The organism is Magnetospirillum sp. XM-1 (genome assembly GCF_001511835.1).
GTDB lineage: Bacteria > Pseudomonadota > Alphaproteobacteria > Rhodospirillales > Magnetospirillaceae > Phaeospirillum.
In genome coordinates this window covers 409,681-431,107 of sequence record NZ_LN997848.1, presented here as the reverse complement: position 1 = coordinate 431,107, position 21,427 = coordinate 409,681, and the positions used below count along the sequence as shown (strand labels likewise).

21 protein-coding genes are annotated in these 21,427 nt (G+C 68.5%); 14 read left to right on the top strand and 7 right to left on the bottom strand.

What is annotated here, in order from left to right; translation table 11 throughout:
• The first annotated feature begins 5 nt into the window (after positions 1 to 5).
• Positions 6 to 1,439 (top strand): metalloprotease TldD, encoded by a 1,434-nt coding sequence (gene tldD / locus XM1_RS02110; RefSeq protein ID WP_068428975.1) that lies wholly within the window; start codon positions 6 to 8, stop codon positions 1,437 to 1,439.
• 177 nt (positions 1,440 to 1,616) lie between these two features.
• The gene (locus XM1_RS02105) at positions 1,617 to 1,862 is read left to right on the top strand and encodes a hypothetical protein (protein WP_068428971.1); all 246 of its coding nucleotides are present in this window, start codon (positions 1,617 to 1,619) and stop codon (positions 1,860 to 1,862) included.
• Here the strand turns inward: XM1_RS02105 and XM1_RS02100 are convergent.
• The 3 genes from XM1_RS02100 to XM1_RS02090 are packed head-to-tail and all read right to left on the bottom strand — an operon-like array spanning position 1,857 to position 4,474.
• Positions 1,857 to 3,164 (bottom strand): CCA tRNA nucleotidyltransferase, encoded by a 1,308-nt coding sequence (locus XM1_RS02100; RefSeq protein WP_068428969.1) that lies wholly within the window; start codon positions 3,162 to 3,164, stop codon positions 1,857 to 1,859. The genes XM1_RS02105 and XM1_RS02100 overlap by 6 nt on opposite strands.
• Before the next feature lie 60 nt (positions 3,165 to 3,224).
• Entirely contained in the window at positions 3,225 to 3,872 is a 648-nt protein-coding gene (locus XM1_RS02095) for a CoA pyrophosphatase (RefSeq protein ID WP_231920661.1), read from the bottom strand.
• A complete protein-coding gene (locus XM1_RS02090) occupies positions 3,869 to 4,474 on the bottom strand; it encodes a DUF1285 domain-containing protein (protein ID WP_068428961.1) in 606 nt (201 codons plus the stop codon). Before XM1_RS02090 ends, XM1_RS02095 begins: the two co-directional genes overlap by 4 nt.
• Between XM1_RS02090 and XM1_RS02085 the strand changes: the two genes are divergently transcribed.
• The 6 genes from XM1_RS02085 to XM1_RS02060 all read left to right on the top strand — a co-directional run bounded on the left by XM1_RS02085 (position 4,473) and on the right by XM1_RS02060 (position 14,005).
• A complete protein-coding gene (locus XM1_RS02085; protein ID WP_068428959.1) occupies positions 4,473 to 5,465 on the top strand; it encodes a MoxR family ATPase in 993 nt (330 codons plus the stop codon). The genes XM1_RS02090 and XM1_RS02085 overlap by 2 nt on opposite strands.
• On the top strand, positions 5,462 to 8,926 hold the full coding sequence (gene addA, locus XM1_RS02080; RefSeq protein WP_068428956.1) for a double-strand break repair helicase AddA: 3,465 nt from the start codon (positions 5,462 to 5,464) through the stop codon (positions 8,924 to 8,926). The genes XM1_RS02085 and addA overlap by 4 nt, the downstream gene beginning before the upstream one ends.
• A gap of 62 nt (positions 8,927 to 8,988) precedes the next feature.
• The gene (locus tag XM1_RS02075) at positions 8,989 to 9,597 is read left to right on the top strand and encodes a TetR/AcrR family transcriptional regulator (protein ID WP_068437407.1); all 609 of its coding nucleotides are present in this window, start codon (positions 8,989 to 8,991) and stop codon (positions 9,595 to 9,597) included.
• 192 nt (positions 9,598 to 9,789) lie between these two features.
• Positions 9,790 to 11,472, top strand: a complete 1,683-nt coding sequence (locus XM1_RS25190) for a methyl-accepting chemotaxis protein (protein WP_082700320.1) — start codon at positions 9,790 to 9,792, stop codon at positions 11,470 to 11,472.
• Between the two features lie 356 nt (positions 11,473 to 11,828).
• A complete protein-coding gene (locus XM1_RS02065; protein ID WP_068428947.1) occupies positions 11,829 to 13,535 on the top strand; it encodes a nitrite reductase in 1,707 nt (568 codons plus the stop codon).
• Positions 13,536 to 13,714: 179 nt separating this feature from the next.
• Complete coding sequence (locus tag XM1_RS02060; protein WP_068428945.1) at positions 13,715 to 14,005, top strand: DUF1330 domain-containing protein; 291 nt, start codon at positions 13,715 to 13,717, stop codon at positions 14,003 to 14,005.
• 1 nt (position 14,006) lies between these two features.
• On the opposite strand, the gene XM1_RS02055 is transcribed toward XM1_RS02060, so the two are convergent.
• Together XM1_RS02055 and XM1_RS02050 are read right to left on the bottom strand one after the other, a co-directional pair.
• Complete coding sequence (locus XM1_RS02055) at positions 14,007 to 14,876, bottom strand: prephenate dehydratase (protein ID WP_068428942.1); 870 nt, start codon at positions 14,874 to 14,876, stop codon at positions 14,007 to 14,009.
• Positions 14,877 to 14,884: 8 nt separating this feature from the next.
• A complete protein-coding gene (locus XM1_RS02050) occupies positions 14,885 to 15,625 on the bottom strand; it encodes a 3-deoxy-manno-octulosonate cytidylyltransferase (RefSeq protein ID WP_068428939.1) in 741 nt (246 codons plus the stop codon).
• 97 nt (positions 15,626 to 15,722) lie between these two features.
• Between XM1_RS02050 and hisN the strand changes: the two genes are divergently transcribed.
• Together hisN and nth are read left to right on the top strand one after the other, a co-directional pair.
• Positions 15,723 to 16,499 carry a histidinol-phosphatase gene (hisN, locus tag XM1_RS02045; protein WP_068428937.1) on the top strand — a complete coding sequence of 259 codons (777 nt, stop codon included), beginning with the start codon at positions 15,723 to 15,725 and terminating at the stop codon, positions 16,497 to 16,499.
• A complete protein-coding gene (gene nth / locus XM1_RS02040; protein WP_068428928.1) occupies positions 16,496 to 17,131 on the top strand; it encodes an endonuclease III in 636 nt (211 codons plus the stop codon). The genes hisN and nth overlap by 4 nt, the downstream gene beginning before the upstream one ends.
• On the opposite strand, the gene XM1_RS02035 is transcribed toward nth, so the two are convergent.
• Together XM1_RS02035 and XM1_RS02030 are read right to left on the bottom strand one after the other, a co-directional pair.
• Positions 17,128 to 17,538 (bottom strand): bacteriohemerythrin, encoded by a 411-nt coding sequence (locus tag XM1_RS02035; protein WP_068428925.1) that lies wholly within the window; start codon positions 17,536 to 17,538, stop codon positions 17,128 to 17,130. The genes nth and XM1_RS02035 overlap by 4 nt on opposite strands.
• A gap of 103 nt (positions 17,539 to 17,641) precedes the next feature.
• The gene (locus XM1_RS02030) at positions 17,642 to 18,247 is read right to left on the bottom strand and encodes a DUF4337 domain-containing protein (protein ID WP_068428919.1); all 606 of its coding nucleotides are present in this window, start codon (positions 18,245 to 18,247) and stop codon (positions 17,642 to 17,644) included.
• A gap of 58 nt (positions 18,248 to 18,305) precedes the next feature.
• On the opposite strand from XM1_RS02030, the gene XM1_RS02025 reads away from it, so the two are divergent.
• The 4 genes from XM1_RS02025 (at position 18,306) to acs (ending at position 21,412) form a co-directional block, all read left to right on the top strand.
• Positions 18,306 to 18,581: a YciI family protein gene (locus XM1_RS02025; protein WP_068437404.1), complete on the top strand. Its 276-nt coding sequence runs from the start codon at positions 18,306 to 18,308 to the stop codon at positions 18,579 to 18,581.
• Positions 18,581 to 18,994 carry an EVE domain-containing protein gene (locus tag XM1_RS02020; protein ID WP_068428915.1) on the top strand — a complete coding sequence of 138 codons (414 nt, stop codon included), beginning with the start codon at positions 18,581 to 18,583 and terminating at the stop codon, positions 18,992 to 18,994. Before XM1_RS02025 ends, XM1_RS02020 begins: the two co-directional genes overlap by 1 nt.
• Positions 18,991 to 19,320: a Rieske (2Fe-2S) protein gene (locus tag XM1_RS02015; RefSeq protein ID WP_231920660.1), complete on the top strand. Its 330-nt coding sequence runs from the start codon at positions 18,991 to 18,993 to the stop codon at positions 19,318 to 19,320. Before XM1_RS02020 ends, XM1_RS02015 begins: the two co-directional genes overlap by 4 nt.
• A 154-nt stretch (positions 19,321 to 19,474) precedes the next feature.
• Positions 19,475 to 21,412: an acetate--CoA ligase gene (gene acs / locus XM1_RS02010; RefSeq protein WP_068428912.1), complete on the top strand. Its 1,938-nt coding sequence runs from the start codon at positions 19,475 to 19,477 to the stop codon at positions 21,410 to 21,412.
• Positions 21,413 to 21,427: the final 15 nt, after the last annotated feature.

Genomic DNA, 21,427 nt, shown 5'->3' with positions numbered 1-21,427 from the left:
CCTTTATGTCCAACCTCGCCGTGGCCCAGGACCTGTTCTTCACCCAAACCGGGCTCGACGCGGACGGGTTGCGCCGCATCGTCGCCGAGGCGCTGGAGGGTGCCGACGACGGGGAATTGTTCCTGGAATACCGCCAGTCGGAATCCCTGGTCCTCGACGACGGCCAGATCAAGAGCGCCAGCTTCGACACCACCCAGGGCTTCGGCCTGCGCGCCGTGGCGGGCGAGGCCCACGGCTATGCCCACGGCTCCGAACTGTCCGAGGCGGCCATCCGCCGCGCCGCCGGGACGGTGCGCGCCGTGCGCTCCGGCCATTCGGGCGTCATGGCGGCCCCGCCGGTGGCCGGCACCCGGGCGCTCTACACCGAAATCAATCCGCTGGCCCAGGTGCCCTTCGAGGACAAGGTGCGGCTGCTCGAAGAGATCGATTCCTACACCCGCGCCAAGGACAACCGGGTGCGCCAGGTGACCGCCTCGCTGGCCGGGTCGTGGCAGGCGGTGACCATCCTCAGGGCCGACGGCACGCTTGCCGCCGACATCCGCCCCATGGTGCGGCTCGGCGTCAACGTGGTGCTGGGCGATGGCGAGCGCATGGAGACCGGCGGCCACGGCATGGGCGGTCGCATCGGCTATGGCGGGGTGATGGGGCTGGCCGACTGGCATCACTGCGCCGACGAGGCGTTGCGCCAGGCCTCGGTCAACCTGGGCTCGGTGCCCGCCCCGGCCGGCGAGATGCCGGTGGTGCTGGGCAACGGCTGGCCCGGCGTCATGCTGCACGAGGCGGTGGGCCATGGGCTGGAAGGCGACTTCAACCGCAAGGCCACCTCGGCCTTCACCGGCAAGATCGGCGCCCGCGTCGCCTCGCCCGGCGTCACCGTGGTGGACGACGGCACCATTCCCGACCGGCGCGGCTCGCTGTCCATCGACGACGAGGGCACGCCCACGTCGCGCACCGTGCTGATCGAGGACGGCATCCTGGTGGGCTACCTCCAGGACCGCATGAACGCGCGGCTGATGGGCGTGGCGGCCACCGGCAACGGACGGCGGCAATCCTACGCCCACGCCCCCATCCCGCGCATGACCAACACCTTCATGCTGGCCGGGACTTTGGACCCGGCCGAGATCATCGCCTCGGTGCCCAGGGGCATTTATGCCGTCAATTTCGGCGGCGGCCAGGTGGACATCACCAACGGCAAGTTCGTGTTCTCGGCGTCAGAGGCCTATCTGATCGAGAACGGCAAGCTCGGCCCGGCGGTCAAGGGCGCCACCCTGATCGGCAACGGTCCCGACGCGCTGACCCGCGTGACCATGATCGGCAACGATCTGGCGCTCGATCCCGGCATCGGCACCTGCGGCAAGGACGGCCAGGGCGTGCCGGTGGGCGTGGGCCAGCCGACGCTGCGCATGGACGGCCTGACGGTGGGCGGCACGGCGGCCTAGGGTGCGGACACTAACCCTTCCGTCGAAGAACCGATTGTAAATGGCCGTTCTCAATGCATTTTTCATATACGCATGCCCCAATGCCCATATCATTTTCATGGGATAACCTGAACTGGGTGGAAGAGAAGGGGAGGCGCCATTGGCGGTCTCCCCTTTATTGTCCGGTGAGGTTGTTTGATGGTCAAAATCGGCCCCAAAGAAGGCCCCTGCGGTTGGGAACGGCGTCCGGTCCCACTCGACGTCGATGAGCTGCATCAGGTGTTGAACTGCGCCGCGGCGCGCGGCTGCAATCAGTGCGTGAAGTGCAGCGAGCTGGCTTTGGAGCAGATGTTGAGGCAGGCCCGCCAGAAGGGCCGCCCCGTGGTGACCGGCCTCGAGCGGCTGGAAGCCGACATGGAATTCGTTGGCGCCTTCGGGCTATGACCGGGCGGCCATGAGCTCGCGCAGCTTGTCCAGGCACTGGGCGCGGTCCGGGCGGTAATCCAGATCCTCCCACCAGGCGTCCAGGGCGGCCAGAAGGCCGCCGATTTCGGGGCCGTGCGGCACCCCCATTTCCATCAGATCGCGTCCCTTGACCGGCAGGTCCACCGGCACCCAGTCGCGGGCGGCGTCCAGCATGGCGGTCCAGCGCTCCGACTCGGCGGCGTCGGGCCGCGCATCGAGCGCGCGCCGCGCCGCCCAGGCCACCATGACCAGATCGCGGAACTCGTCCGCGCCCACCTTGCGCAGCGCCCGGCGGATGGCGGGGCCGTCCATGTCGGAATCCACCTGGACTCTGGGCGCCGCCACCGCCGCCACCCGCTTGGCCTGAAGGCTCGACAGCTTGAGCCGTTCGCCAAGCGCCAGGGCGCCGGGACGGTCGGCGATGATCAGGGCGGCCAGGCGGCGGATGGCGTCGGGGTGGATCTCGGGCCGCGCCAGTCCCCGGCGCTCCAGCCAGGCCAGGGTGCGCAGCCGTCCGAACTCCTTCGCCTCGGGCAGGATGTGGGCCAGGATGCCGTGGCTGTGCATGACCAGCAGCGACGGCGTGGGGTCGTCGGCCAGCAGCAGGCGCACCAATTCGCCCGCCACCCGCTCGCCCGACAGGTTTTCCAGGCGGCCCGCCATGCGGCGGCAGGCGTTGAGCGCCCGGGCCTCCATGGCGGTGCCCCGGCCGTAATGGGCGTGGAAGCGGAAGAAGCGAAGCAGGCGCAGCGCATCCTCCTCGATGCGCTTTTCCGGTTCGCCCACGAAACGCACCCGTCCGGCCGCCATGTCGGCGATGCCGTCGAAGGGGTCGTAGACGTTGCCCTCGGGGTCGGCGGACAGGGCGTTCATGGTGAAGTCGCGGCGCGACGCGTCGGCCCGCCAGTCATCGGTGTATTCGATGCGGGCGTGGCGGCCGAAGGTCTCCACGTCGACCCTGAGCGTGGTGATCTCGTAATGGGCCTTGCCGATCACCGCCGTCACCGTGCCGTGGTCGATGCCGGTGGGAATGGCGTGGATGCCCGCGTCGTCCAAGAGGGCCAGCACCCGTTCGGGCGGGTCGGGGGTGGCGATGTCGATGTCGCGGATGGGCCGCTTCAGAAGCGCGTCGCGCACGCAGCCGCCGACGAAGCGCACCTGGGCGCCGTCGGCCTGGAGCGCGGCCACCACGGCACGGGTCTCGGGCGCGTCCATCCAGTCTTGTGGTCCCAAAAGGCCGATGGGATCGCCGGGATTGAGGTGGAGGCGGGTGCTACTCATATCGGGACCCGGCGGCCAAGCTCGCGGAGGCGAGCGCCCGGCGAGGGACAATGATGTCCCTCATTCCGGCGATACGCCGGAATGAGGGGAAACCAGCACTTCGAACAGGTTGACCAGGATGCCGGCGGTGGCGCCCCAGATCAGCCTCTCCTGCCAGGTCAGCGCCCAGAAGGGCCGCTGCATGCCCCGAACCTCGCGGCTTTGCAGCTGGTGGTTGGCCTGGTCGAGGATGAAGGAAAGCGGCACCTCGAACACCTCGGCCACCTCGAAGGAATCGGGCGACAGGGTGAAGGGCGGGTCGATGATTCCCACCAGCGGCGTGATGACGAAGCCGGTGCCGGTGACGTAATCGTCCAGGCGGCCCAGCAGACGCACCTTGCGCCGCTCCAGGCCGGTCTCCTCCTCGGTCTCGCGCAGCGCGCAGGTGGCGAAGTCGCCCTTGTCCTCGGGTTCGAGGCGTCCGCCGGGAAAGCTGATCTGGCCGGGATGGTGGGCCAGATGGGCGGTGCGCTTGGTCAGCATCACCGTCATTCCCCCGTCGCGCTCGACCAGGGGCACCAGCACCGCCGCCGGGGTCAGGGTGTCGTCGTCGATGGGGGCGCCGGGGCGGACGGCGCCGCCCTGGACCAGGGCTTCCAGGGCCGAATCCCCCCGTCCGCGCGGGTTGAACCCGTCGGCCAGCTTGCGCGCGATCACCTCGCGCGTCATTGGGGAAGGTCCAGCCTCCCCAAGGGAAAAAAGCTCCCGCTGCTCCATAGGCCGTAAACCGTTTCTCCCTTTCCCGATTCGCCCGGGAGCTCTTCCTCCCAGCCCAGGGCGACCAGTTCGTAATAGACCGAGCGGCTGAGGCGCGCCTCGATCCCATCCCGCACGGTGACGTAGGGCGACGGCTCCCCCGAGCCCTCGGCCTCCGCGATGCGGAGCGGATGGTCCCTGTCCACCGTGACCATCTCGTCCATGTTGGTGCGGAAGCTGACCACCATCTCGCGGCCCGATCCGCACGTATACATCTCCACCGCCAGGAAGGGGACGTCGTCGACCTCGATGCGGCCCATCTCGCCCGGCGTGATCAGGAGATAGCCGCCGTCCTTGGCGCGGTACAACACCGAGGCGAACAGGCAGACCATCTCTTTGCGGTTGATCGGCGAGCCATGGTAGAACCAACGTCCCTGCCGGTCGATGCGGATACCCAGGTCGCCGCAATATTGGGGCAACCGCCCCGGGTAATCCACGTCGGGAGGGGCATCGGTCAAAGGCTGGTTCACTCGGCCGCTCCTGCGTTCTTTATCCCGTGCGAGGCGCCACCCCATGACACCCCACACCAGCTCTGCCGCCCCGCCCGACGACATCGCCGTCCTCGACGCCCGTCTGTCCGAGGCCCGCGCCGCCATCGGCCGCGTCATCTTCGGTCAGGACGAGGTCATAGATCAGAGTCTTATCACGCTGCTGGCGGGGGGTCACGCCCTGTTGATCGGCCTGCCCGGACTGGCCAAGACCCGGCTGGTCCACACGCTGGGCGTGGTGCTGGGCCTGGACGACAAGCGGGTGCAGTTCACCCCCGACCTGATGCCCGCCGACATCCTGGGCTCCGAGGTGCTGGAGGAGGGCGCAGGCGGCGCGCGCGCCTTCCGCTTCATCCAGGGCCCGGTGTTCTGCCAGCTGCTGATGGCCGACGAGATCAACCGCGCGGGACCGCGCACCCAGTCGGCGCTGCTGCAAGCCATGCAGGAGCATCACGTCAGCGTGGCCGGCGCCCGCCTCGACCTGCCCCGGCCGTTCCACGTGCTGGCCACCCAGAATCCGCTGGAGCAGGAGGGCACCTACCCCCTGCCCGAGGCGCAGCTGGACCGCTTTTTGATGCAGATCGACGTGGGCTATCCCGATCTGGCCGCCGAGCGCCGCATGCTGATCGACACCACCGGGGCGCAATCGGCCGAGCCGGTGCGCGTCATGACCGCCGCCGACCTGCTGGCCGCCCAGGCGCTGGTGCGGCGCATTCCGGTGGGTGACGCGGTGGTGGATGCCATCCTCAATCTGGTGCGCCAGGGCCGCCCGGAAAGCACGTCGCTGGATCTGGTGCGGCGCGCCGTGGCCTGGGGACCGGGGCCGCGCGCCGCCCAGGCGCTGATGCTGGCCACCAGGGCGCGGGCCCTGCTGCAGGGCCGCCTCGCCCCTTCGGTGGACGACATCCGGGCGCTGGCCGCGCCGGTGCTGCGCCACCGCATGGCGCTGGGCTTCGCGGCGCGGGCCGACGGAATCACCCTGGCCCAGGTGATCGAGGCCCTGGAAGGCACTCTATGACGGAGGCTTCGGCCCTTTCCCAGGACGCCGACCGGCGCCAGCGCCGCGCCGCCGACGCGACGGCCAGCGTCTGGGTGGCGGCCAGCGCCGGCACCGGCAAGACCAAGGTGCTGACCGACCGGGTGCTGACCCTGCTGCTGGCCGGCACGCCCCCTCACAAGATCCTGTGCCTGACCTTCACCAAGGCCGCCGCCGCCGAGATGTCCAACCGCATCGCCGGGCGGCTGGGCCAGTGGGCGACGGCGCGCGACCAGGATCTGGCCGCCGATCTGGAGCGCCTGCTGGGTCGCCTGCCCTCGGGCCAAGAGATGACCGGGGCGCGCCGCCTGTTCGCCGCCCTGCTGGACGCGCCCGGCGGCATGCACATGGAGACCATCCACGCCTTCTGCCAGTCGCTACTGCGCCGCTTTCCCCTGGAGGCGGGCATCGCGCCCCACTTCCAGGTGATGGACGACCGCGACGCGGGCGAATTGCTGGAGGCCGCCAAGCTGGACGTCCTGGCCCGCGCACGGCAAGGCGATGGCGAGCTGGGCCGCGCCCTGGCCCTGGTGACCGGTCGGGTCCACGAAACGGCCTTTCCCGAGCTGATGGGTGAGCTGACCGCCGAGCGCGGCCGGCTGGAGCGGCTGCTGGACCGCCACGGCGGGGTGGAGGGCGCGCTGGCGGCGCTCGGCGCCCGGCTGGGGCTGGAGGAGGGCGACACTCCGGAAACCCTGCTGGAATGGGCGGCGGACGAGGCCCATTTCGACGGCGAGGCCTTGCGCGCCGCCGTGTCCGCCCTGCTCACCGGCTCGGAGTCCGACGCCAAGCGGGGCGAGGCCATGGCCCGCTGGCTGGCCGACCCGGCGGGGCGGCAAGACGGCTTCGCCCTGTGGTCCGCCCAGTTCCTGACGGCCGAGGGCTCGATCCGCAAGACCCTGGCCACCAAGGCGGTGCGCGACGGCTTTGCCGGTGTGGAGGCGGCCATGCTGGCCGAGGCCGAGCGGCTGCTCCGCCTGGGCGAGAAGCTCAAGGCCGCCCGCATCCTGGAGGCCACGGGAGCGCTGCTGACGCTGGGCGGCGCCCTGCTGGATTCCTATCGCCGGGCCAAGGGTAGCCGCGCCCTGATGGATTACGACGACCTGATCTTGAGCGCCCGCGACCTGCTGGCCCGGCCCGGCGTGGCGCCCTGGGTGCTCTTCAAGCTGGACGGCGGCATCGACCACGTGCTGATCGACGAGGCCCAGGACACCAATCCCGACCAGTGGGCGGTGGTGGAGAAGCTGACCGAGGAATTCTTCGCCGGACGGGGCGCGCGGGACACCTTGCGCACCGTCTTCGCGGTGGGCGACGCCAAGCAGTCCATCTATTCCTTCCAGCGCGCCGACCCGCGCGAGTTCGAGCGCATGCGCGAAGCCTTCGCCGCCCACGTGCCCGCCAGCGGCGGCATCTGGGACGAGGTGGCGCTCAACCTGTCGTTCCGCTCGGCGCCCGCCGTGCTCGACGCGGTCAACGCCGTGTTCGCGCCCGGACGGCCGGGTCGCGACGGGGTGGCCGGCGACGAGGACATCACCCATCTGGCCCACCGTTCCGGCCAGGGCGGGCGGGTGGAGGTGTGGCCCGCCGTGGAGCCGCGCCCGGCCGACGAGGTCCCCGCCTGGAAGCCGCCGGTGGAGCGCATCCGGGGCGATTCGCCCCGCACCCGGCTGGCCCGTCTGGTGGCGGCGCGCATCCGCGCCATGATCGACGGCGAGATTCTGGAGTCCAAGGGCCGCCCGGTGCGGGCCGGCGACGTGCTGGTGCTGGTGCGCCGCCGGGGCGGCTTCGTCGAGGATCTGGTGCGTGAACTCAAGACCCGCAAGGTCGAGGTGGCGGGCGCCGACCGCATGGTGCTGACCGAGCAGATGGCGGTGATGGACCTGATGGCGCTGGGGCAGTTTCTGCTGCTGCCCGACGACGATTTGACGCTGGCCACCGTGCTGAAGGGGCCGCTGGTGGGCTTGACCGAGGAGCAGCTGTTCACCCTGGCCCATCATCGCGGCAAGGACGTGGGGCTGTGGGAGGCGCTGCGCCAGGGCGTGGCCGACGAGGGCGGCGCGTTCGAAGCCGCTTTCCGCCAGCTCTCCGACCTGCTGGCCCAGGCCGACCGCGTTTCGCCCCACACCCTTTACGCCCGCATCCTGGGGCCGCTGGGCGGGCGCAAGCGGCTGCTGGCCCGCCTGGGGCTCGAGGCCGAGGATGCCATCGACGAGTTCATGGCGCTGTCGCTGGCCTTCGAGCGCGCCCATCCACCGTCGCTGCAGGGCTTCCTCCACTGGCTGGAGGCGGGCGCGCTGGAGATCAAGCGCGACCTGGAGCAAGGGGGGCGCGACGCCGTGCGCATCATGACCGTGCATGGCTCCAAGGGATTGCAGGCCCCCATCGTCTTCCTGCCCGACACCATGCAGGTTCCCACCCGTTCGTCCCGGCTGCTGTGGCTGGGCGACGGCGAGGACGAACTGCCGGCCTGGCCGCCCCGGGCCGAGGACATGGATTCCGTCTGCCGCCAGGGCGCCGAGGCGCGCAAGCTGGCGCGCGAGCGGGAATACCGCCGCCTGCTTTACGTCGCCATGACCAGGGCGGAGGACCGGCTGGTCGTCTGCGGCTGGCGGGGCCTGAAGGCGGCGCCCGAGACCTGCTGGCACGCTTTGGTGCAGGACGCCCTGGCCCCCATCGCCGCCGAGTTCGCCGATCCCTTCCTGGCCGGAACCGGCGAGACGGCGGACGGGCCGGTGCTGGTCCTGGCCAATGCCCAGGGCGCTCCCACCGAAAAGAGCCGGGCCGCCGGGCCGGGCGAGCGTCCGCCCTCGCCGCTGCCCGACTGGGCGCTGGTCGCCGCCGAGGCCGAGCCGGTGCCGCCCCGGCCGCTGGCGCCGTCCCGGCCCGAGGGCGAGGAGCCGACCGTGCGCTCGCCCCTGGCCGAGTTGGACGGAAAGCCGCGCTGGCAGCGGGGCAAGCTGATCCACCGTCTGCTGCAGACCATGCCCGACCTGCCGCAATCGGAGCGCTCGCGTTCCATGCTGCGCTTCCTGTCGCGCCCGGCCTTCGGCCTGGAGACCGCCGAGCGGCTGGACATCGCCAACGAGGTCTCGGACATCCTCGACCATCCCGGCCTGACCAGCCTGTTCGGCCCCGGCTCGCGCGCCGAGGTGCCGCTGGTCGGGCGGATCGGCAACCGGGTGGTCTCGGGCCGGGTCGACCGGCTGAGCGTGAGCGAGACCGAGGTGATCGTCGCCGATTACAAGACCAACCGCCGCCCCCCCGCTAGCGCAGACGAGGTGCCGGAGCTTTATGTGCGGCAGATGGCCGCCTACCGTCTGGCCCTGGCCTGCATCTATCCCCGCCATCGGGTGCGCTGCGTGCTGGTGTGGACCGACGGCCCCCGCCTCACCGAGATCGAACCCGCCCGCCTGGACGACGCCCTGGCCGGGCTGGTGGAATAGCCCCAAGTTTTTCCTTCCCAAAACTGAACCGGGTGGTTTAGTTTTTCCCCATGGAAGCCACCGTGACCAAAACCCGGACCCGATCCAAGCCCTCGGCCAAGCGCGAGGCCATCCTCGACGCCGCCCAGCGCCTGTTCCTGGACGAGGGCTACGCCGCCACCAGCATGGATGCGGTGGCCGCCCGCGCCGGCGTGTCCAAGGCGACCATCTACGCCCATTTCGAGGGCAAGGACCAGCTGTTCGCCGCCATCATGCACCGCCGATGCGAGGCGTCCTTCGTCTTCGCCACGCCCGACGACAGCTTCGACGCGGCCAAGACCTTCACCACCTATGGCGAGCGCCTGCTGACCCTGCTGATGACGCCCGACGCCCTGGCGCTGTACCGGGTGGTGGTGGCGGAATCGGTCCGTACGCCGGAACTGGCCCAGGCCTTCTACGATACCGGCCCGACCCGGGGCAAGGCGGCCATCTCCGCTTCGGTGGTCCGGCTGCAGGACCGGGGCGAACTGGTGGCCGAGGTGGAACCCATGGTGATCGCCGACCAGTTCATCGGCATGCTGCGGGCCGAAACCTATCACCGCGCCCTGCTGGGCCTGCCGGTGGGCCGCCCCCTGGCCGAGACCGTCGCCGCGGCGGTCCAGACCCTGCTGCGCGCCTACGGCACGCGGTAAAACTCCCTATTCCATTCGACGTGATACACCCTCCAAAGAATAGTGCGTGACATTATTGTTGTTATAAACAACAGTTATATGTAACAACATATGCAACGATGCCGCCCGGATCAACCAGGGACGGCCGAAGAGAACAAACGGGAATCAGGCTTCATGGCCCGCCGGCGCGTCCGGGTGGGCAGGGGAGGAGTCATGCGTCTGGCAGATGTGAGAATCGGCGTGCGTCTGTTCGCCGGGTTCGGGCTGATGATCGCCGTCACCGGGGCGCTCGGCCTGTTTTCGAGCCTGCAGCTGCGGTCCATTTCCGGGCATACCGAGCTGCTGTACCGCCATCCCTTCACCGTCTCGACGGCCTTGTCCGAGGCCGACGGCGGCATCATCGCCATGCACCGGGCCATGAAGGACCTGGCCCTGGCCTTCGAGGACAGCGACATCGCCAAGGCCGAAGCCGCCATCGACGCGGCGGAAGGCCGCGTGGTGAAGAAGCTGGAGGCGGCGCGCGAGCGCTTCCTGGCTGACCGCGCCGTCTTCGACCAGCTGGGCAAGGCCCTGGCGGCGTGGAAGCCGATCCGCGCCGAGATCGTCGAGATGATGAAGCAGGGCCGCAGCGTCGAGGCCGCCGACCTGACCAAGGGCGCGGCGGCCAAGCAGGCCGAGGTGATCCAGGGCCTGATGGCCTCGGCCATCGCGCTGGCCGCCGAGGACGCCGCCCGCTTCCGCGAGCGCGCCGAAAGCGAGCAGCGCAGCGCCGGCTTTTCCCTGCTGGCGTCGTTCCTGGCCTGCGCGGTGTTCGGCCTGTGGCTGGCCTTTTGGGTGACCCGCTCGCTGACCCGGCCGCTGGAGGCCTTGCGGGCCTGCATGGCCACCATGGCCACCGGCGATTACGGGGTCATGGTGCCGGGCGGCGAGCGCAAGGACGAGATCGGCGCCATGGCCCGCACGCTGGACGTCTTCGCCGAGAACGGCCGCCAGATGGGGCAATTGGCCGAGGAGCGCCGGCAGGCCGATTCCCGCGCCTCGGTGGAGCGCCGCGAATCCCGCCTGGCGCTCGCCTCCGAGTTCGAGGAGAAGGTCACCACCGTCATGACCCGGCTGTCCGAGGCGGCGGCCGAGATGAGCCGCGCCGCCCAATCCATGTCGGGCGTGGCCACCGAGGCCTCGGGGCAGGCCGGCTCGGCCCAAAGCGCCGCCGGCACCGCCTCGGACAACGTGCGGCAGGTGGCCGAGGCGGCCGAGGACCTGTCCCACTCCATCGCCGCCATCGAGCGGCAGGTGGCGGCCTCGTCCACCACCACCGCCGAGGCGGTGGGCAAGGCCGAGCGCGCCTCGGCCAACGTCGCCGGGCTGGCCAGCGCCGCCGGGCGCATCGGCCAGGTGGTGGAACTGATCACCACCATCGCCAAGCAGACCAACCTGCTGGCCTTGAACGCCACCATCGAGGCGGCCCGCGCCGGCGAGGCGGGCAAGGGCTTCGCCGTCGTGGCGGGCGAGGTCAAGAACCTCGCCAACCAGACGGCCAGGGCCACCGACGAGATCTCGTCGCAGATCGCCCAGGTCCAGGCGGCTACCGACGAGGCGGTGGGGGCCATCGGCGACATCGTGCGCACCATCGGCGAGATCAGCCGGGCGGTCGAATCCATCACCCAGGCGGTGGCCGAGCAGCAAAGCGCCACCCATCGCATCGCCGACAGCGTCGGACGGGCGGTGGGTGGCACCGAGGAGGTGGTGGGCAGCGTCGGCCGCGTCTCCGCCGCCGCCGCCCAGGCCGGCGACGCCGCCGCCCTGGTGCTGGGTCAGGCCGACGGCGTGGCGCGCCGCACCGACGACCTGATGGGCGAGGTGGGAGCCTTCATCGCCGGAATACGGAAGGGATGAGCCCGGGCGGCCTCTCCAGCCGCCTCTCGCCGTCACGCGCCTCCTCGGGATCGCTCCGGGGAGGCGGCCGTGCTTGATGGAAATCAACTGATAAATATCAAGAAATATGCCGGATCGACTCGTCTATGCCGGGGCGTGGCCGGGCTCTGTCGATTCCAGGCCGTGGCGTTATGATGTTAGTCAATATGGAATAACTGGAATTATACAAAATTACTTGCGCAGCACTTGGTTGAATATTGACGTTTGTCATTTGATGTTCATCAAATACTTATCGTTTGCTTGATTCATTCCCACATGGCGAATATGGTCTCCCCCGCCGGGATTGCCGGTGACGATGATTTGCCCAGGGGAAACCGATGAAGGCAGCGACTTGGATGATGGCGGCACTGGCGGCCGCCTGGGCCGGAACGGCCGTGGCGGCGGAGAAGCCCGCCCATGGTGCCGGCGAGCATTACGAAACCAGCGGCGACCAGCTCCGCGGCGCCCCCATGACCCAGCCTGGGGCCCAGCCCGGGCCGCAGCTGACCGCGGACGAGTTCGCCAAGGCCAAGCAGATCTATTTCGAGCGCTGCGCCGGCTGCCATGGCGTGCTGCGCAAGGGCGCCACCGGCAAGCCGCTGACCACCGACATCACCCGCGAGCGGGGCTTCGACGCGCTCAAGGCCTTCATCACCTACGGTTCCGCCGCCGGCATGCCCAACTGGGGTTCGTCGGGCCAGCTGTCCGAGGCCGAAGTTGACCTGATGGCCAAGTACCTGCTGAACGAGCCGCCCCAGCCGCCGGAATTCGGCATGGACGAGATCAAGGGCACCTGGAAGCTGGTGATCCCGGCCGACAAGCGTCCCACCAAGAAGATGAACAATCTGGACCTGTCGAACCTGTTCTCGGTGACGCTGCGCGATTCGGGCGAGATCGCCCTGATCGACGGCGCGTCCAAGAACATCGTCAGCATCATCAAGACCGGCTACGCGGTCCACATCTCGCGCATTTCGGCCTCGGGCCGCTATCTCTACGTCATCGGCCGCGACGCCAAGATCAACCTGATCGATCTGTGGATGGAAAAGCCCGAGACCGTGGCCGAGATCAAGATCGGCATGGAGGCCCGCTCGGTGGAGACCTCCAAGTTCAAGGGCTTCGAGGACAAGTACGCCATCGCCGGCGCCTACTGGCCGCCCCAGTTCGTGATCATGGACGGCAACACGCTCGAGCCGAAGAAGATCGTGTCGACCCGTGGCATGACCTCGGACAAGCAGGAATATCACCCCGAGCCGCGCGTCGCCTCCATCGTGGCGTCGCACTACAAGCCGGAATTCGTGGTCAACGTGAAGGAAACCGGCCTGATCCTGCTGGTGGACTATTCCGACATCAAGAACCTGAAGGTCACCTCCATCGAGGCCGAGCGGTTCTTGCATGACGGCGGCTTCGACGCCTCCAAGCGCTACTTCCTGGTGGCCGCCAACGCGCGCAACAAGATCGCCGTGGTCGACACCAAGGAAGACAAGCTGGTTGGTCTGGTCGACGTGGGTGCCACGCCGCACCCGGGCCGCGGCACCAACTTCGTCCATCCCAAGTTCGGTCCCGTCTGGGCCACCGGCCATCTGGGCGACGACAGCGTGGCGCTGATCGGCACCGATCCCAAGGGCCATCCCAAGCAGGCCTGGACCAAGGTGGCCTCGCTCACCGGCCAGGGCGGCGGCTCGCTGTTCCTGAAGACCCACCCCAAGTCCAAGAACCTGTGGGTCGACACCACCTTGAACCCCGATGCCGACGTGGCGGCCTCCATCGCCGTGTTCGACATCAACAACCTGGACAAGCCCGCCGAGGTGCTGCCCATCGCCAAGTGGGCCGGCATCACCGACGGCGCGCCCCGCGTCGTGCAGCCGGAATACAACAAGGCCGGCGACGAGGTGTGGATCTCGGTGTGGAACGCCAAGGACAAGGTCTCGGCCATCGTGGTGGTCGACGACAAGACCCGCAAGCTGAAGTCGGTGATCAAGGACCAGCGCCTGATCACGCCGACCGGCAAGTTCAACGTCACCAACACGCTTCACGACGTGTACTAGGTTTATGTTTGTCCCTCGGCCTAAGCGCGCGCTTCCAGCGCGCTTGGCCGCCGCCTCAATGGCGGCTGTCGCGGCGCACCTCATAATTGAGGTGCGCCGCTCCAAAAGTCCCTTGAAACAGGATGGGGCGGCTCTCCAAATGGGGGGAGCCGCCCTTTGCCGTTTCAGGGGAGAGAACCATGCCCGCCTATCTGATCGTCGACACCCAGCTGGACGATCCCGACGCTTACGAGGAATACAAGGCCAAGGCCCGCCCCCACATCGAGCGCTGGGGCGGCGAATATCTGGCCCGGGGGGGTGAGTTGACGCTCCGCGAGAGCGATCTGTGGTCGCCCACCCGCATGGTGCTGATGCGCTTTCCCGACGTCGAGACGGCCAAGGCGTGCCTGGACAGCCCGGAATACCAGGAGATCGTCAAGATCAGCCGGGCCTCGGCCCGGCGTACGGTGGTGATCCTGGACGGGCTGTGAGCTACTCCGCCCCGGCGGCGGCCTTCATGCGGAAGGGATGCCGGGGATAGACGCCCAGGATGCGGACCTCGTGGCTGAAGAAGTCCAGCTCCTCCAGGGCCAGGCGCAGGTTGCGCTGGGTGGGGTGGCCCTCCACGTCGGCGAAGAACTGGGTGGCGGCAAACTCGCCGCCCACCATGTAGCTTTCCAGCCGGGTCATGTTGATGCCGTTGGTGGCGAAGCCGCCCATGGCCTTGTACAGCGCTGCCGGACGGTTGCGCACCCTGAAGACGAAGGTGGTGACGCAAGGCAGGTTGGGGTTGGGCTCGAGCGCCTCGCGCGCCAGCACCACGAAGCGGGTGGTGTTGTGCTCGGCGTCCTCGATCCCCGCCTTGAGCGACACCAGGCCATAGGCCTCGGCCGCCAGTTCCGAGGCGATGGCGGCCAGCGTCGGGTCGCCCTTCTGGGCCACCTCGGCGGCGGCGCCGGCGGTGTCGGAGCCGACAATCACCTTAAGCCCCATCTGGCCGATCAGGTTGCGGCACTGGCCCAGGGCGTGGACATGGCTTTTGACCGACTTGATGGTCTCGAGCGTGGCGCCCTTGACCGCCAGCAGGTGGTGGCTGATGCGCTCGAAATGCTCGGCGATGATGTGCAGGCCGGCATAGGGCATCAGGTGATGCACGTCGGCCACGCGGCCCGCCACCGAGTTCTCGATGGGGATCATGGCGTAGCGGGCGCGGCCCTCGCGCACGGCGGCGAAGGTGTCCTCGAAGGTGGCGCAAGGCAGCGGCTGCATGCCGGGATAGGCGTTGCGGCAGGCCAGATGCGAATAGGCGCCGGGCTCGCCCTGGAAGGCGATGGCGGTTTCGGGATGCGGAGCGTCGGTCATGGCGGGCTTCAGGCTTTCAGGAGGGCGCGCGCCCGTTCCAGGTCGGCGGGAGTATCGACACCCAGCGGAACCGTGTCAACCAAGGCGCAGTCGATGCGCATGCCGTTTTCCAGGGCGCGCAGCTGCTCCAGCTTCTCGCGCCGCTCCAACACGCCCTGGGGCAGGCTGACGAAACGCTCCAGCGCCGCCCGGCGATAGGCGTAGAGCCCGATATGATGGTAGTGCGGACCCTCGTTGGCCGGCACGGTGGCGCGGCTGAAATACAGCGCCCGGCCGACCCTCTGGCCCGGCTCCAGGCCCACCACCGCCTTGACCACGTTGGGGTTGGTCCGCTCCTCCTCCACCGTAATCTCGGCGATCAGGGTGGAAAGGTCGACACCCGGCTCGGCCAGGGGGGCGAAGACGTCGCGCACCACCGCCGGATCCAGGGTGGGCAGGTCGCCCTGGACGTTGACCACCGCGTCGTACTTGCCCGCCGGGTCCACCTTGCGCACCGCCTCCCACACCCGGTCCGAGCCGGACGGGTGGTCGGGGTCGGTCAGCACCGCCTTGCCGCCATGGGCCTCGACCGCATCGAGAATCTCCTTCTCGGCGCAGGCCACCACCACCGGCCCCAGCCCCGCCTCCATGGAGCGCCGCCACACCTGGACGATCATCGGCAGGCCATGGATGTCGGCCAGCGGCTTGCCGGGCAGGCGGGTGGCGTGCATGCGGGCGGGAATGACGATGATGGGGTTCAGCGCGGCCATGGCGGGGTTCCATAAGGAAGATTGCGCCTACACCCTATCCACAACGGCCGTTTCGCGCCACACTCGGGCGGCTTCAACGGGACGGAAAAAAGAGACCATGACCGCCTGCGCCCCCGAATTCATCGCCCTGGCCGAGAAACTGGCCGACGCCGCCCGCCCGGTGGTAGCCAAGTACTTCCGCACCCCCGTCGCGGTGGACGACAAGGCCGATGCCAGCCCGGTGACCATCGCCGACCGCGAGGTGGAGGCCGCCATGCGCGCCATCCTGGCCGCCGAGGCGCCCGCCCACGGCATCCTGGGCGAGGAGCACGGGCGGGAGAATTGCGACGCCGAATACGTCTGGGTGCTGGACCCCATCGACGGCACGGCGGCCTTCATCACCGGCAAGCCCAGCTTTGGTACCCTGATCAGCCTGGCCCGGAATGGAACGCCGATCCTGGGCGTGATCGACCAGGCCTTCACCGACGAGCGCTGGCTGGGCGCTGCGGGCCGCCCCACCACCTTGAACGGCCGGCCGGCGCGGGTGCGCGCCTGTCCCGATCTGGCCCACGCTTACGCCTTCACCACCGCGCCGGAACTGTTCTGCGAGAAGACCCGCCCGGCCTGGGACCGCATCGCGGCTTCGTGCAAGCGGCCCCGTTACGGCTGCGACTGCTACGCCTATGCCCTGCTGTCGTCGGGCTTCTGCGATCTCGTGGTGGAGGCGGGGCTCAAGCCCTACGACTTCTCCGCCCTGGTGCCGGTGATCGAGGGAGCGGGTGGAATTATGACCGACTGGTCGGGTAAGCCGCTCACCATTCATTCCGACGGCAAGGTCTGCGCCGCCGGCGACAAGCGGCTGCACGCCGAGGCGCTGCGGGTTCTCAACCAATGACGCCCAAGCAGGCCGACCGCTTCTACGCCCTTTTGGCCGAGCGCAATCCCGATCCCAAGAGCGATCTGGAATATTCCGATCCCTACACCCTGCTGGTGGCGGTGGTGCTGTCCGCCCAGGCCACCGACGCGGGCGTCAACAAGGCGACGCGGCCGCTGTTCGCCAAGGTGAATACCCCCCAGGCCATGGTGGCACTGGGCGAGGAAGGGCTGGCCGAAGCCATCCGCACCATCGGCCTCTACAAGACCAAGGCGAAGAACGTCATCGAACTGTCGCGCCGGCTGCTGAACCTGCATGGCGGCCGGGTTCCCCATGACCGCGAGGCGCTGGAGGCGCTGCCCGGCGTGGGGCGCAAGACCGCCAACGTGGTGCTCAACATCGCCTTCAATGAGCCCACCATCGCGGTGGACACCCATTGCTTCCGCGTCGCCAACCGCACCGGTCTGGCGCCGGGTAAGACGGTCGAGGCGGTGGAGCAGGGATTGATGAAGGCGACGCCGGCCAAGTGGCTGCAGCATGCCCACCACTGGCTGATCCTGCACGGCCGCTACGTCTGCAAGGCCAGGAAGCCCGACTGCCCGTCCTGCGTGGTGCGCGATCTGTGTGCCTTCGAGGGCAAGGACGCCCTTTAGCCGGCCGTCGCCACGTAGGGCTTGAATTCCATGTCGTTGTTGACGATGTGGCTGACCAGCCAGGTGGCCAGCGAATCGCCCAGGGTGCGCACGATGCCGGTCCGCACCTCGTCGCCGCCCTCGGAATAATGGGCCAGCACGGAATCGAGGCGCTTCAGCAGCATGTCGTGGGCGGTGCGATGGGCCTCGGTTTCGGGAAAGCCGACGGCCTGCTGCAAGGCCTCCTCGCGGGCGAAGTGCTCGCGGCACAGGGCGGCCAGGTCCCGCAAGGTCCGGCCGATTGCGGCGCAGTCGATCTCTCCGCCCGCCGCTGCCTCGAGCTCGGCGATCAGCACGATCATCCGCCGGTGGTCGGCATCGATGCTCGGATCGCCGACCGCCAGCGCCTCGTCCCAGGCGATTGACATCTGACCCCTCCCGGCCGATATCCGAACCCCGCCGGGACTCTACCCGAGGTGGGCCTGGGGGAAAAGCCGGATGATGGTCGTATCCCGGGCGGCTTTGCCCCGGCTACAGATGAATCAGGGTCGGCGCCAGCCAGCCCAACAATCCGAAGGCGATACCCACCGCGCCCAGGCCGCCCGCCACGAAGGACAGGGCCAGCATGCCGGTCACCACCGAGGCCGAGGCCAGGACGATGGCGATCTGCAGGGCGGCGGCGCCGTATTCGAACATGTGATAGGCCGACAGGGCCTTGTCGCGCTTGGCTTCCTCGGCCTTGGCCTTGGCGGCCAGCTCCTTGCGGCCCTCGCCGGTCTCCGGCTCGGAATCGTAGCGGGCCGCGGTGGCGCGCCAGTCGCCGGCCTTCTTGGCGATGGCCTCGGACGGGGGCGCCGCCAGTTCCAGCATGTCCGCCGAAGTCCGCAGCATGGTCGAGCGGATGTGCTTGGCCTGGTAGAAGGCCCACAGGTCGTTGGCGTGGATATTGGCGGCCAGCGAGGTGTTCTGGGCGCTCTTGCCGCTGGCCTCGATGATGGCCAGCAGGGCGGCGAGAACGCTGATCAGCACCGCGATCTTCTTGTTGCGGCTGGTCTTGCCCTCCTTGTGGGCGTGTTCCGCATGATGCTCGTGGTGCGCCACCTCGTGGATGGTCTCGTGCGTCTCGTGGGCTTCCATGATCGACCTTTTTTCCGTTACCCTGGCGGCTTTCTATCCGAATCCGGAGTGCCAGAGTATGTTCATGGTCCAGTGTAAGGACAAGCCCGGTCATCTTCAGACCCGCCTCGACAACCGTCCCGCCCATCTGGAATACGTGAAGGGCTTTCTCGACAAGATCGTGGTCGGCGGCCCGCTGCTGTCCGACGACGGCCAGGCCATGATCGGCAGCGCCTTCGTCATCGACTTCGACGACCGCGCCGAGCTGGACGCCTTCCTGGCCAATGACCCTTATGCCAAGGCCGGCCTGTTCGAGAGCGTCATCGTCAACCGCTACAAGAAGGTCCTGCCCTGATGGCCTTCTGGCTGGTCAAGTCCGAGCCCGGCGCCTGGTCGTGGGACGATCAGGTGCGCGACGGCGTGACCGCCTGGACCGGAGTGCGCAACTTCCAGGCCTGCAACAACCTGAAGGCCATGAAGCTGGGCGACCGGGCGTTCTTCTACCACTCGGTGGACGAGAAGCGCATCGTCGGCATCGTCGAGGTGGCGCGCGAAGCCTATCCCGACCCCACCGCCGAGGATCCCCGCTGGATGTGCCCCGATTTGAAGGCGGTGACGCCCCTGGTCCGGCCGGTGACCCTGGCCGAGATCAAGGCCGACCCCCGTCTGGCCGACCTGGCCCTGGTGCGCCAGAGCCGGCTGTCGGTGACGCCGGTGGACGAAACCTCCTGGGGCATTCTCTGCGGCCTGGGCGGGGTAAAGGCGTGACCGTTCTCTGCCCCCTGGACGCCATCCCCGACCCCGGGGCGCGGGAGTTCCGCGCCATGGTGGACGGGGAGGCGCGCCGGGTCTTCGTGGTCAGGAAGGACGGGCAGGTGTTCGGCTACGTCAATTCCTGCCCACATGTGGGGGCGCCGCTCAACCTGGAGGACGACAAGTTCCTGGACCTGTTCCAGACCTCCATCCTGTGCGCCAATCATTTCGCCCTGTTCGACATCGAGAGCGGGGCCTGCACCCGCGGCCCCTGCCAGGGGCGCTCGCTCCAGCCGTTTCCCGTCGAGGTTCGGGACGGCGACGTGGTGCGAAAGGCTTAATTGCAATTCGGCGCAGGCATGGCACCTACCCCTTTGAGCGGGCTTGTGTCGCCATGGCGAGTCGAACATAATCGTTGCCTGCTTTACCGGGGAAACATCCCGCGCCAACCAAAAAATGGACGCGGGTCAATCAGAAAAGGGAGACACCCCCAAGATGTCCGAGGTCTATCCTGTTCCCGCTGAGACGGCGAAAAACGCTCTCATCGACGACAAGAAGTACAATGAGTGGTACGAGCGCTCGGTGAAGGACCCCGACGGGTTCTGGGGCGAGCACGGCAAGCGTATCGACTGGATCAAGCCCTTCACCAAGGTGAAGAACGTCTCCTATTCCGGCGACGTCAGCATCAAGTGGTTCGAGGACGGCACGCTGAACGTGGCCGCCAACTGCCTGGACCGCCACCTGGCGACCCGCAAGGACCAGACCGCCATCATCTGGGAGGGCGACGACCCGGGCGAGTCCGCCCACATCACCTATGGCGACCTGCATGAACGGGTGTGCCGCCTGTCCAACGCCATGACCGACCTGGGCGTCAAGAAGGGTGACCGCGTCACCATCTACCTGCCCATGATCCCCGAGGCCGCCGTCGCCATGCTGGCCTGTGCCCGCATCGGCGCCGTCCATTCCATCGTGTTCGGCGGCTTCTCGCCCGACGCCCTGGGCGGCCGCATCCAGGATTGCGATTCCTCGCTGCTGATCACCGCCGACGAAGGTCTGCGCGGCGGCCGCAAGGTGCCGCTGAAGGCCAATGCCGACAAGGCGCTGGAGACCTGCTGGTCGTGCAAGAACGTCATCGTCGTCAAGCGCACCGGCGGCAACGTCCACATGGTCTCGGGCCGTGACCACTGGTACCACGAACTGGTGGAGAAGGCCGCTCCGACCCACACCCCGGTGGAGATGAGCGCCGAGGATCCGCTGTTCATCCTCTACACCTCGGGCTCCACCGGCAAGCCCAAGGGCGTGCTGCACACCTCGGGCGGCTACCTGGTGTACGCCTCCATGACCCACCAGTACGTCTTCGACTACCACGAGGGCGAGATCTACTGGTGCACCGCCGACGTGGGCTGGGTGACCGGCCACTCCTACATCGTCTACGGCCCGCTGGCCAACGGCGCCATCACCCTGATGTTCGAGGGCATCCCCAACTACCCGACCGTGTCGCGGTTCTGGGACGTGGTGGACAAGCACAAGGTCAACATCTTCTACACCGCGCCGACCGCCATCCGCTCGCTGATGCGCGAAGGCGAGGAGCCGGTGAAGAAGACCAGCCGCAAGTCGCTGCGCCTGCTGGGTTCGGTGGGCGAGCCCATCAACCCCGAGGCCTGGACCTGGTATCACCGCGTGGTGGGTGACGGCCGTTGCCCCATCGTCGACACCTGGTGGCAGACCGAGACCGGCGGCATCCTGATCACTCCGCTGCCGGGCGCCACGCCGCTGAAGCCCGGTTCGGCCACCCGTCCGTTCTTCGGCGTCAAGCCGGTGATGGTCGACGCCGAGGGCAAGGTCCTGGAAGGCAAGGTCGAGGGCAACCTCTGCCTGGCCGAGCCCGGCTGGCCCGGCCAGATGCGTACCGTCTACGGCGACCACGAGCGTTTCATCCAGACGTACTTCGCCACCTACAAGGGCATGTACTTCACCGGTGACGGCGCGCGACGCGACGAGGACGGCTATTACTGGATCACCGGCCGCGTGGACGACGTGATCAACGTCTCCGGTCACCGCATGGGCACCGCCGAGGTGGAATCCGCCCTGGTCGCCCATCCCAAGGTGGCCGAGGCCGCCGTGGTCGGCTATCCGCACGACATCAAGGGCCAGGGCATCTACGCCTACGTCACCCTGGTGTCGGGCGAAGAGCCCTCCGAGGATCTGCGCAAGGAACTGGTCAACTGGGTCCGCAAGGAAATCGGCCCCATCGCCAGCCCCGACCTGATCCAGTGGTCGCCGGGCCTGCCCAAGACCCGTTCGGGCAAGATCATGCGCCGCATCCTGCGCAAGATCGCCGAGAACGACTTCGGCTCGCTGGGCGACACCTCGACGCTGGCCGATCCCAGCGTGGTCGACGACCTCATCGACAGCCGCATGAATCGCGGTTAAGACTCCCAGCCAAGT

What these genes read in the sequence shown, in the direction of transcription:
- XM1_RS02060 (WP_068428945.1), top strand. Translation starts at nt 13,715, where the DNA reads ATGCCCGCCTATCTGATCGTCGACACCCAGCTGGACGATCCCGACGCT.
- XM1_RS02035 (WP_068428925.1), bottom strand. Translation starts at nt 17,538, where the DNA reads ATGTCAATCGCCTGGGACGAGGCGCTGGCGGTCGGCGATCCGAGCATC.
- XM1_RS02105 (WP_068428971.1), top strand. Translation starts at nt 1,617, where the DNA reads ATGGTCAAAATCGGCCCCAAAGAAGGCCCCTGCGGTTGGGAACGGCGT.
- XM1_RS02055 (WP_068428942.1), bottom strand. Translation starts at nt 14,876, where the DNA reads ATGACCGACGCTCCGCATCCCGAAACCGCCATCGCCTTCCAGGGCGAG.
- addA (WP_068428956.1), top strand. Translation starts at nt 5,462, where the DNA reads ATGACGGAGGCTTCGGCCCTTTCCCAGGACGCCGACCGGCGCCAGCGC.
- XM1_RS02025 (WP_068437404.1), top strand. Translation starts at nt 18,306, where the DNA reads ATGTTCATGGTCCAGTGTAAGGACAAGCCCGGTCATCTTCAGACCCGC.
- XM1_RS02030 (WP_068428919.1), bottom strand. Translation starts at nt 18,247, where the DNA reads ATGGAAGCCCACGAGACGCACGAGACCATCCACGAGGTGGCGCACCAC.
- hisN (WP_068428937.1), top strand. Translation starts at nt 15,723, where the DNA reads ATGACCGCCTGCGCCCCCGAATTCATCGCCCTGGCCGAGAAACTGGCC.
- XM1_RS02100 (WP_068428969.1), bottom strand. Translation starts at nt 3,164, where the DNA reads ATGAGTAGCACCCGCCTCCACCTCAATCCCGGCGATCCCATCGGCCTT.
- XM1_RS02085 (WP_068428959.1), top strand. Translation starts at nt 4,473, where the DNA reads ATGACACCCCACACCAGCTCTGCCGCCCCGCCCGACGACATCGCCGTC.
- XM1_RS02020 (WP_068428915.1), top strand. Translation starts at nt 18,581, where the DNA reads ATGGCCTTCTGGCTGGTCAAGTCCGAGCCCGGCGCCTGGTCGTGGGAC.
- nth (WP_068428928.1), top strand. Translation starts at nt 16,496, where the DNA reads ATGACGCCCAAGCAGGCCGACCGCTTCTACGCCCTTTTGGCCGAGCGC.
- tldD (WP_068428975.1), top strand. Translation starts at nt 6, where the DNA reads ATGTCCAACCTCGCCGTGGCCCAGGACCTGTTCTTCACCCAAACCGGG.
- XM1_RS25190 (WP_082700320.1), top strand. Translation starts at nt 9,790, where the DNA reads ATGCGTCTGGCAGATGTGAGAATCGGCGTGCGTCTGTTCGCCGGGTTC.
- acs (WP_068428912.1), top strand. Translation starts at nt 19,475, where the DNA reads ATGTCCGAGGTCTATCCTGTTCCCGCTGAGACGGCGAAAAACGCTCTC.
- XM1_RS02065 (WP_068428947.1), top strand. Translation starts at nt 11,829, where the DNA reads ATGAAGGCAGCGACTTGGATGATGGCGGCACTGGCGGCCGCCTGGGCC.
- XM1_RS02090 (WP_068428961.1), bottom strand. Translation starts at nt 4,474, where the DNA reads ATGGGGTGGCGCCTCGCACGGGATAAAGAACGCAGGAGCGGCCGAGTG.
- XM1_RS02095 (WP_231920661.1), bottom strand. Translation starts at nt 3,872, where the DNA reads ATGACGCGCGAGGTGATCGCGCGCAAGCTGGCCGACGGGTTCAACCCG.
- XM1_RS02050 (WP_068428939.1), bottom strand. Translation starts at nt 15,625, where the DNA reads ATGGCCGCGCTGAACCCCATCATCGTCATTCCCGCCCGCATGCACGCC.